Source organism: Pseudoalteromonas sp. S2893 (assembly GCF_005887105.1).
Taxonomy (GTDB): domain Bacteria; phylum Pseudomonadota; class Gammaproteobacteria; order Enterobacterales; family Alteromonadaceae; genus Pseudoalteromonas; species Pseudoalteromonas atlantica.
This window is the reverse complement of sequence record NZ_PNCY01000072.1, coordinates 1-10,486: the sequence shown is the minus strand read 5'-3', so window position 1 is coordinate 10,486 and position 10,486 is coordinate 1. Positions and strand designations below refer to the sequence as shown.

8 protein-coding genes are annotated in these 10,486 nt (G+C 40.2%); 4 read left to right on the top strand and 4 right to left on the bottom strand.

Translation table 11 applies throughout. The annotated features are described in order from the left end of the window. The 4 genes from CWC04_RS19150 to fabB form a co-directional block, all read right to left on the bottom strand. The coding region (locus CWC04_RS19150; RefSeq protein WP_283235109.1) for a FimV/HubP family polar landmark protein at positions 1-1,499 on the bottom strand (1,499 nt) is incomplete at its 3' end. A gap of 352 nt (positions 1,500-1,851) precedes the next feature. Beyond that, positions 1,852-2,868: an aspartate-semialdehyde dehydrogenase gene (locus tag CWC04_RS19140; RefSeq protein ID WP_004588395.1), complete on the bottom strand. Its 1,017-nt coding sequence runs from the start codon at positions 2,866-2,868 to the stop codon at positions 1,852-1,854. A 45-nt stretch (positions 2,869-2,913) separates the two neighbouring features. Next, entirely contained in the window at positions 2,914-4,035 is a 1,122-nt protein-coding gene (locus CWC04_RS19135) for a 4-phosphoerythronate dehydrogenase (RefSeq protein WP_138686187.1), read from the bottom strand. A gap of 112 nt (positions 4,036-4,147) precedes the next feature. Next, positions 4,148-5,362 (bottom strand): beta-ketoacyl-ACP synthase I, encoded by a 1,215-nt coding sequence (fabB, locus tag CWC04_RS19130; protein WP_138686186.1) that lies wholly within the window; start codon positions 5,360-5,362, stop codon positions 4,148-4,150. A 181-nt stretch (positions 5,363-5,543) separates the two neighbouring features. On the opposite strand from fabB, the gene mnmC reads away from it, so the two are divergent. From mnmC to CWC04_RS19110, 4 genes are all read left to right on the top strand, one after another. Next, positions 5,544-7,553 (top strand): bifunctional tRNA (5-methylaminomethyl-2-thiouridine)(34)-methyltransferase MnmC2/FAD-dependent 5-carboxymethylaminomethyl-2-thiouridine(34) oxidoreductase MnmC1, encoded by a 2,010-nt coding sequence (gene mnmC / locus CWC04_RS19125; RefSeq protein ID WP_138686185.1) that lies wholly within the window; start codon positions 5,544-5,546, stop codon positions 7,551-7,553. A gap of 269 nt (positions 7,554-7,822) precedes the next feature. Next, entirely contained in the window at positions 7,823-8,146 is a 324-nt protein-coding gene (locus CWC04_RS19120) for a hypothetical protein (protein WP_029772569.1), read from the top strand. Between the two features lie 169 nt (positions 8,147-8,315). Further along, positions 8,316-8,951: an SDR family oxidoreductase gene (locus tag CWC04_RS19115; RefSeq protein WP_138686184.1), complete on the top strand. Its 636-nt coding sequence runs from the start codon at positions 8,316-8,318 to the stop codon at positions 8,949-8,951. A gap of 355 nt (positions 8,952-9,306) precedes the next feature. Continuing rightward, the gene (locus CWC04_RS19110; RefSeq protein WP_138686183.1) at positions 9,307-10,371 is read left to right on the top strand and encodes a hypothetical protein; all 1,065 of its coding nucleotides are present in this window, start codon (positions 9,307-9,309) and stop codon (positions 10,369-10,371) included. Positions 10,372-10,486 lie beyond the last annotated feature (115 nt).

The window sequence follows — 10,486 nt, the reverse complement described above, 5'->3', positions numbered from 1 at the left end:
TCTAAATCAAAGTCATCGTCTTTTGGTGATTCTTTATCAGCTTGTTGATCTAATAATTCATCAATATCAAAGTCATCATCCTCTTCTTGGGCTAGCTCTTCGCTTAAGGCGGCCAACTCATCATTGCTTTCTAAGCTGCTATCTGCGGTAGGTTGCTCAACCTCAGGCAAGTCAATTTCAGGCAGGCTATCGTCCTCATCAAATAAATCGTCTAGGTCGTCACTGCTTAAAATATCGTCCGAATCTTTTGTATCATCTAAATCAAGGTCAATTTCATCATCTTGTTTTTCATCTACAGGTTCATCAAAGCCCTGCTGCATGAAAACGTCTAACTCGTCCCCTTCACTACCTTCGTCATCAAAAACAATATCATCACTTAATAGGCTTTCTAATTCGTCTTGATCGAGCAAGTTTTCTGAATCAGAAAATTCATCGTCTAACGCATCATCGAGAGAATCATCAAATGCAATATCATCCTCTGGCAAAATATCGTTGCTATGATTGTCATCTAGTTGAATATCTAAATCATCAAGAGGGTCAGGAATGATTGGATCGTCTAACGCATCATTACTTTGCGGCTCGTCTTCGGTAAAGCTGGGCGTTTGTGGCAGAAAATCATCGTCATCTTGAGTTTCTTCGTCTTTGTTGGCGCGCTTTCGTAAAAACATCACCACAGCAAAAATAATTAATAACGCAGGAATGGTCATTAATAAAATAAGCACAAGTGGGTTAGACATTAAAGCGCCTAGGTTAAAAGGTTCTTCTTTTGGTACTTCTTGCACTTTTTGCTGAACTATTATTTCGTTTTGTTTTTCTATTAGCTCTTTTAGCTGTTTTTGAATTTCGCTGTCTTGACCTAGCTGTTCTTTTACATTGGCGAGCTCTTTTGAAATACCCGACAATTGTTTTTTGAGATTATTATTCTCAGCTAATATTTCTTCTACATTATTAACCGAGCTTTTAAATTGCTGCTGCAGCTCTACAAGCTTATTACCTTGCTGCGTTTTTATTTCATTTAATTCTTTTTGAATTTCTTTTTTAGCGTCGTCAACATCGGCTTTACGAGCTTGTGTGACTTTAGTTTGCGCGGCGTTAATTTCACTGGTGGTTAGTGTGCCATTTTTCTTTTTTTCCCACAGCGCGTCATCTTGCTCTGAGCGTTGTTTAGCAAGCTGTGGATTTACGCGTCTAATTTCCGCTAAAGTGGGTATTTTTAAATATGCACCACTTTGCATGTGGTTTAGGTTTTGTTCTAAAAAAGAATTAGGGTTTTTGTTATACAAGGCCTGCATAACTTGGTAAATACTAACTGAGTTATCTGGGCGTACTTTGGCAGCAATACGCCATAGTGTATCGGTTGGCTTTATAGGCCCTATTGATCGCCCTTGCGCACCATAGTCAGCGCCTTTTGGCCCCTTTAATTGGGTGCTGTCTTGAGAGTAAATTGGAGTTACTACCAATGCAGACGCTAATATAATAAGTGAAGCTAAACCGCGCATGCTGATCCTTTAATGTGTAAATGTTAAATGCTTTGCTATTTATTTAGCTGCTCAACATTAATTATTCTTGCCGTAACCAGCCAAATAGCTGATCTACATTTGTTATTACAATCTATTTTTATTGCAAGCTCTATTCCAGTTACAAACTATAAACCAGTTGCGGCCTAATATCCATTGCAACGCTTTGAAAATAAATACCTTAAAACTTTATTCTTAATACTATTTTATCGTGATAGATCAAGGCGTTTAGTTTAGTAGCAACGCTAAGCGGCAATAATTTGGCTCCCTTAAATACAAAAGCGGCAAACTATAAAAGTTTGCCGCTTAATTTACACACAATATTAGTGGGTATTTATAAGTAGTTAGCGATTAACTCTTCCGCTATTTGCACACTATTAGTGGCAGCCCCTTTACGGGTGTTATCACTTACAACCCACATATTTAAACCATGAGGGTGTGAAATATCAGCGCGTAAGCGGCCAACGTAAACTGTATCATTACCACTGGCATCTGAAACCGCGGTTGGGTAATCGCCCTCATCTTCAATAAGCTCGACTCCTGGGGCATCATTTAAAAGCTGTTTAACGTGTTCAAAGTCATACGGCATGCGTGTTTCAATGTTGATTGACTCAGAGTGGCCAAAAAATACAGGTACACGTACACAGGTTGGGTTAACAGCAATAGTGGTATCGCCCAAAATTTTATGCGTTTCGTTTACCATTTTCATTTCTTCGCGCGTGTAGCCGTTATCTTCAAAGGTATCTATTTGAGGGATAACGTTAAATGCAATTTGCTTAGGAAAAATTTCGTTTTCCATTGGGCGAGCATTCATTAAATTAGCTGTTTGCTTTGCTAATTCATCTACGGCTTCTTTGCCTGCACCAGATACAGCTTGGTAGGTAGATACATTAATGCGGTCAATACCGTAGGCGTCGTAAATTGGTTTAAGCGCTAGCATCATTTGAATAGTAGAGCAGTTAGGGTTTGCAATAATATTGCGATTTCTAAAGTCTTCAAGGCTGGCTGCATTAACTTCTGGTACCACTAGCGGTACTTCAAAGTCATTTCTAAAATGTGAGGTGTTATCAATTACAACACAGCCCGCATCGGCTGCAATTGGCGCGTATTTTTCTGATACACTGCCACCAGCTGAAAACAAACCTATGTGTGCCTGGCTAAAGTCAAAGCCTTCTACGTCTTGCACCTCAATGGTTTCACCACGAAACTTTATGTCTTCTCCTGCGCTGCGGCTACTGGCTAGTAAAAAAAGTTGGTCTACCGGAAATTTACGATCTTCCAGGGTTTCAATAATTTGACGACCTACTAAGCCTGTAGCGCCAAGTACAGCAACGTTATATTTTTGCGACATATTTTATCCTCTTTAAGCAGTGTTAAAACAACACTACTAGTTAAATTAGTTTGCGGTGTTAAAGCCAAGCTGAGCGAGTGCATCTGTATGCTGTGCACTCCCTTTTACCGTTAAAGTGCTAAACTCACGCCTTACTGGGTAGTTTTTACGTAAACTATCAAACCCGTCTTTTGCTAAGTTGCGCAGCAAAATGCCATCATCACGGCGTACGTCGTAAATTAAATGCACTAAACGCGCAATATCAGCCTCAGTAAAGCTGCTTTGTAAACTTAGGCTTGTAACAGCAGGTTGTGGTAAAAAATCAGCAAGAGATTTTTCTGCGGTTACACCTTTTAATTTACACAATGCTTGGTACAGCATTTGTGTGCCGCGGGCTTTTCCTTCAAGGGTATGACCGGCAATGTGCACGCTGGCATAGCGCACATGATCAAGCAATGGAATTAAAATGTTAGGCTCGTTTTCCCAAACATCCAAAACTAAATCTAAGTCTGCCCCTTGCTCCATAACCGATAACAAAGCTTGATTATCAATTACTTCTCCACGGCTCGCATTTATAACTGCTAACCCAGGCTTTAACGCTTTAAGGCGTTTTTCATCAATTAAATGATGCGTTTTGTGCTCACCGGTTTTAATCAGCGGTACATGAAAGGTAACCGCATCTACGCGCTCAAGTAGTTCATCAAGCTCAACATGCTCGGCTAATAAGCCCTGCTCATGTTTAATTGGGTCACATAATAAAACATCAACATTAAGTGCTTTTAGTTTTTGTGCTAAACAGCTGCCAATGTTACCCACCCCAACAATACCTATTGTTTGACCACTTAAAGGGGCTGCGTTTTCTTGGCTTAAGGCAAACAAGCTACTTATTACATACTCAGCCACCGCAATTGCATTGCAACCTGGGGCACTACTAAAGGCAATGCCTTTATCGTTTAGTAACTGTGTATCTATATGATCAACACCAATAGTGGCGGTACCTACAAAGCTTAATTTATTAGCGTGGGCAAGCAAGTCACTGTTTACTTTAGTAACCGAACGCGTAAGTAATACATCAACATCAATTAACGCATCGGGTGTTAAGTTTCGTCCATCAAAGCGCGTTACCTCACCAAAGTCTGCAAAATACTGCTCAACTAAAGGCATGTTTTGATCGGCAAGAATCTTCATTGGGGAGTCCGTATGGCAAAATGAGGCGCTATTGTAACGAACAACCGAGCCATTACACAAACTAAAAAGCCGAGCAATGCTCGGCTTTTAATCACTATAAAGAGAAAACGAATTAACCTTTATATTTGCTCATAACTAATGTGGCGTTTGTACCACCAAAGCCAAAGCTATTAGACATAACAGTATTAAGCTGTGCATCACGGCGCTCAGTTACAATGTTAAGGCCTTGTGCTTGCTCATCTAGCTCTTCTACGTTAATAGATGGCGCTACAAAGTCGTTTTCCATCATTAAAATTGAGAAAATAGCTTCGTGAACACCCGCAGCACCTAGTGCGTGACCCGTTAATGATTTAGTCGCACTAATAAGCGGCGAGTTACCACCAAACACTTCTTGAATAGCGCCTAGCTCTTTAACATCGCCTACCGGCGTAGATGTACCATGCGTGTTTAAATAATCAATTGGTGTATCAACGCCTTGCATTGCTTGGCGCATACAGCGTACTGCGCCTTCACCTGACGGTGCTACCATGTCGTAGCCATCAGATGTAGCACCGTAGCCTACAATTTCTGCGTAAATATGTGCGCCACGAGCAAGTGCATGCTCAAGCTCTTCTACTACAACAATACCGCCACCAGCAGAAATAACAAAACCATCGCGGTTTGCATCGTACGTACGAGATGCTTTTTCTGGTGTTTCGTTATATTTGGTAGATAACGCGCCCATTGCGTCAAATTCCATTGCAAGAGTCCAGTGGAGCTCTTCACCACCACCGGCAAAAATAACATCTTGCTTGCCTAATTGAATTTGCTCAACAGCGTGGCCAATACAATGTGCAGATGTTGCACACGCAGAGCTTATAGAATAGTTAACGCCTTTAATTTTAAATGGCGTTGCTAAACAAGCCGATGTCGTGCTTGCCATCGTACGCGGAACCATATAAGGACCTACACGCTTTACGCCTTTTTCGCGCAAAATATCGGCAGCTTCTACTTGCCACTTTGAAGAGCCACCACCAGAGCCAACTAATAAACCCGTGCGCTCATTAGATACTTGCTCATCAGATAAGCCAGCATCTTCAATTGCTTGCTTCATAGAAATATAAGAGTAAGCAGCAGCATCACCCATAAAGCGCATTGCTTTACGGTCTACGTGTTCTTTAACATCAATATCAATTTTGCCCGATACATTACTACGTAAGTTGTAATCGGCAAATTCTTGGTTAAAAGCAATACCGCTTTTGCCCGCTTTTAGTGACTCTAATACTTCTTGTTTGTTATTACCGATGCTTGATACAACACCGATACCCGTAATTACGGCTCTTCTCATGGGTAATTCCCTTAGCTTGATACTAAATTACTGTGTATTTTACGCTGTTTTTAGGTGTTAAGTGGTCAGCTTTCTAGCGTACACCTGTACTCTGAATTTAATAGCTTATAAATAACGCCAGACTATTTCAAAGAAAACCCGTAAAATAATTAAAAAATACTGTCTAAAAATTTAATAAGTCATGATAAAAAACGCCCAAATACACTTTAATGAAGTAGGCACACCGGTAGCCGATAACTTTGACGATGTTTATTTTTCTAATGACGACGGCCTTGCTGAATCGCATTACGTGTTTTATCAACAAAACAATATACAGGCGCGGTTACAAAATCATGACCAAACGCATTTTGTTATTGCCGAAACCGGTTTTGGTACTGGTTTAAACTTTTTAAATGCATGGCAACACTTTAATGACCACCTTGCCAATCAACAAGTTCAAAATCAAGTAGACAAACGGGTTAAGCGATTGCATTTTATTTCGTTTGAAAAATACCCGCTTAATGCTGATGATCTAAAAAAAGCACTGCAAGCGTGGCCAACATTAAACAAGCTTAGTGATGAATTAATAACACATTACCCTATAAATTTAGGCGGCTGTCATCGCATAGAATTTAATAACGGCCAAGTTGTTCTTGATTTGTATTTTGGCGACGTGCTTGATTCAATAAATGCAATGAGCTACCCGCAATCAGGGGTGGTCGATGCGTGGTTTTTAGATGGCTTTGCACCAAGTAAAAACCCTGACATGTGGCAACAAAATGTGTTTAATGCCATGGTTGATATATCGCGCAAGCATGCAACACTTGCCACATTTACCGCTGCAGGCTTTGTACGCCGAGGCTTAATAGCTGCAGGCTTTAGCATGCAAAAAGCGAAAGGCTTTGGCCGTAAACGCGAAATGCTGATAGGCCAATTAGCACACGCTAATAGTGCACAGTCATCACCCCCGTACTTTGATCAACCCCCTGCCAAACTAGAGCATGTTGCTGTAATTGGCGGAGGGATTGCGAGTAGCTGTATTTTGCACAGTTTGGCTAAGCGTGGCATTAAAAGTAGCCTATTTTGCCAAGATGAAAAACCAGCTATGGGCGCTTCACATAACGTACAAGGCGCGGTTTACCCCCATCTGCAAGCTAAAAACTCACCTCATAGTGAATTATTTGCGCACAGTTTTTTATACGCTAAACGCAGTTACCAGCAACTACTAAAAAACGGCTTTAATTTTGATTATAGCTGGTGCGGTGTACTGCAACATGCGGTAAAAAAGCCTCTTGCCGATAAACATCAAAACTTAGAACAAAAACAGTTATGGCCTCAAGCCTTAATGCGCAATGTAACTGTAGAGCAAGGAGATAAACTGGCAGGCGTAAAAAGCGGCTACTCCGGCGTTTATTTTGAGCAAGGCGGTTGGGTAAACCCACCCCAGCTAGTTGAGGCAATGCTAAAAGCAGCCAATAGCCTTAACCCTATTAATAGCTATTTTAATTGCCATATACAGCAACTTACTAAAACCGATGCAGGCTGGTATTTAACCCACAAGCATACCCAATATGGCCCTTTTAGTGATGTAATAATATGTGCAGGTGAGCATAGCGATGCGTTTGAACAAACAAACGCATTACCTATTGTAGGGGTACGTGGTCAAGTATCGCATATTCAAGCGAGTGAACAATCTAAGCAGCTTAAAACCGTGTTGTGCCATAAAGGTTATTTTACCCCCGCCTATTTAGGTAAACACTGTATGGGCGCTACATTTGAAAAAAACACAAAAAGTCGCGCCGTTACAGAAAAAGACAACCAGCTAAACCACGAGCAATTACTTAGCTTTTACCATCAAAGCGACTTTGCCACCACATTAGGTGACATCACCTGCGCTAAAGCAGCTGTGCGCTGCACGTTTATAGATCACTTACCAATGGCAGGACAATGGTGTGAGCAAAGCGATTACAGCACCGCCTTTGCTAATTTACGCCTAGGTAAACGCTATCAATACTCACCTCTATGCAAGCCACAACAAGGCTTACATATTTTTACCGGATTTGGAGCGCGCGCATTATGCAGCGCACCGTTATTAAGCGAGCACTTTATTAGCACGTTAAATAATGAACCACGCCCACTCAGCGAGCGTGTAAGCCAGGCCATTCACCCTGCGCGTTTTATAGTGCGTGATTTAATACGAAATAAAATTTAAATGACATCATTCATTTTTTGCGTAAAATAATAACCATAAAAGGAATTTATACCAATCCGCTTAATTAAGTGATCTATTTTGAGGCTGGAAAAACCTGTTGATGGCTAAGAAAAAAGTTCGCTATTTAGTTATTCCAAATAAGAATTTTTTAAAACAGGCAACGACACGGTTAGCGCCGCAAAATGATTAAGTATTATTGCGCAATGGTATTATATAACCAATGCGCACCATATGTATGAATGCGGATGGGTATAAATAAAAGGATCACAATGAAAGCTTTAACCTGTGCTGTAACATTACTCGCCGCTATATCGTTTAACACATTTAGCCAAGACGTAACCGCCATCCCCTTACCTGAAGAATTCATCACCACCATGGATGTAACTGGCGAATACCCGCTGGTTAGAACAGGGTATTTAGCTGCTTCTATTGATGCTATTTCTAAATTTTATCAGCAGGCCCTTGGTGATCCCATTAACAGCAAAGGCGATAATAACTACCGCACCCTTTACTATAACTACCAAAACCATGCTGTTCGCATCAGTTTATACCATCATAATTATGTTACCGAAGTCAGCATAATGATTGAATAAACACGGTAAAAAGCAGCTAATTTTCATGCTCAGTTCAGACTCAATTTTTATTTACTATTAAATAACCACTTTGTAGAGAAAAACAGCGTTTTACCCTTTAAAAACGAATACCTACCCCAAGGTCTATTTGTACTAAATACCTTTACACTAAATTGAGAAGGAATTAATTATGAGTAAGACCCTAATTATTGGCGCTAGCGGACAAATTGGTAAAATGGCAACCAAGTTGCTCTTAAACAATGAACAAAATGTATCTGCATTAGTGCGTGATAAAAGTAAGTTAGATGATTTAGATAGTCCATTTTTAAGCATTGTGGAGCAAGATCTCGAAGGAGATTTTTCTGGTGCGTTAAAAGATTGCGATCAAGTTATTTTTGCTGCTGGCTCGGGCGGAAGTACAGGCACAGATAAAACCGTGCTTATTGATTTATGGGCAGCCACCAAAGCAGCAACGTATGCTAAAGAGCATGGCGTAAAACATTTTATTATGATTAGCTCTATTGGCGCTGACGATCCAGACTCAATAGAAAGTGACTTAAAACCTTACTTAGTTGCCAAACATATGGCCGATGAGCACCTTATCAACAGTGGCTTAAACTACACCATAGTGCGCCCAGGTGGGCTGACCGATGAAAGCGCCTCAATGAAAGTAACCACCGAGCGTCCAAGCGATCGTTCTAAAGCTAAAATTAGCCGCGAAAACGTTGCCAATGCCCTATTACATATTGCTACTAACGCATTTAATGGCAACCGCGTTTTTGAACTATTTGACGGCGAAACGCCCATTAAAGCAGCCGTAAAATAAACACTCTGGTTGCCCTTTGTAAACCCTCTTGCAAAGGGCAACGTATTTAAATGCTAAATCGCACGCGCCCTCCCTTGCTTCACTATATTTATTAAATGTAAACAACTCGTTTAAATCGCTTTATAAAAGCAAACCCATCGCGTTCCTAATAAAACAACATGAAAAACAAGCACTTCCACTAAAACCACCACAAAACAATGCGTTAAAAACTCAACAGAGTAAATTTTGTTCAGGCTTTTTTACTAGTTTAATAAGGCTAAATACTAGAAACCCCTTATTTTATCTGGTAAATTAACAGCGTGTTAAAACAATAATAAAAATTCCTCAATGGAAGTTGCACGAATAAGGACATAGCGTGAGCGCCTCATTTAAAATTATTTTTAATGGTCAGTTACACCAAAATGCTGACATTAGTACCGTACAAGAGCAACTCTGTCAGTTTTTAAAAATCCCCCATAATGTCGCTGTAAAGTTATTTGATGGCCGAGCCTACGCACTCGTCAAAGACCTATCGAGTATTGATGCAGTTAAAACAGAATCTAAACTAAAAAGTTTTGGTTTAATCACCAAAGTAGAACCGCACGCAAGTGTAAGGGCACCCCAAAGTGCCCCGGGTACTAAACTGGTTGTTGCTCACAATGAGCCTGCAGTAAAAAACATAGCTAATACAATAACCAGCATTAAAAAATCCGGCGTAAATAGCCCTGCCGCCTTGCCCAAATTAGCACTGCAAAGCGCATTATTTTTTTGTTATAGCTTATTATTCATCTGCCTTATTTGCTCAGCAGTAATAAGCTTTAACACACTTAAAATGAGTATGATAGACAGCTCATCAGCTTCGCCCTCTACAACATTAAATTACGTTAATTATAAGCAGTACTTAGCAAATCAAAAAAAGCACCCAGAAGTCACCTTGCCTAACACCCACAACACAGATGAGCTTAACCAAGGGGCGCAGCAAAAAATTGATAGCTATTTTGCTCGTTTTTCAACGCATATAAACAGTTACGCAAAAATTCTAAAGCAACCAAATATAAACAGCATGGGCGCAGAAAGGTTAAAGCAGCACCTACAAGAAATAGATGCGCTAGGCACTGAACATGTATTTTGGGAGCAATTAATTAACCTTGCTAAATCGCTTAATAACGACGCCCATGTAATGAGCAAGCTTGGTAATGATAACCCTGATAAAATTCAATGGATCAACGCCGTTGATTGGATAAGCCAAAGCTACATTAGGCAACAACAAAATAAGCCTGACGCTTTACCCGTCACGCCTACAAACACACAACTCGCCAAGTCACCGATATTAGATTTAACTCTACTAATTAGCTTAATGTCGTTTTTAACGCTTATTATTATCAGCATTAAAATGAAAATAAGAACGATAAAAATGAAGCTAGCCGCTACAAGCAAATAATAAATTAAAGCCATAAAAAAACCGCCAACTTGATTGCTCAAATTGGCGGTTTTTTATGGTTTTTAAGTAACGAACTTAAATACCTGTATTGGTGCGGGGGGAGTCTCTAGCATCA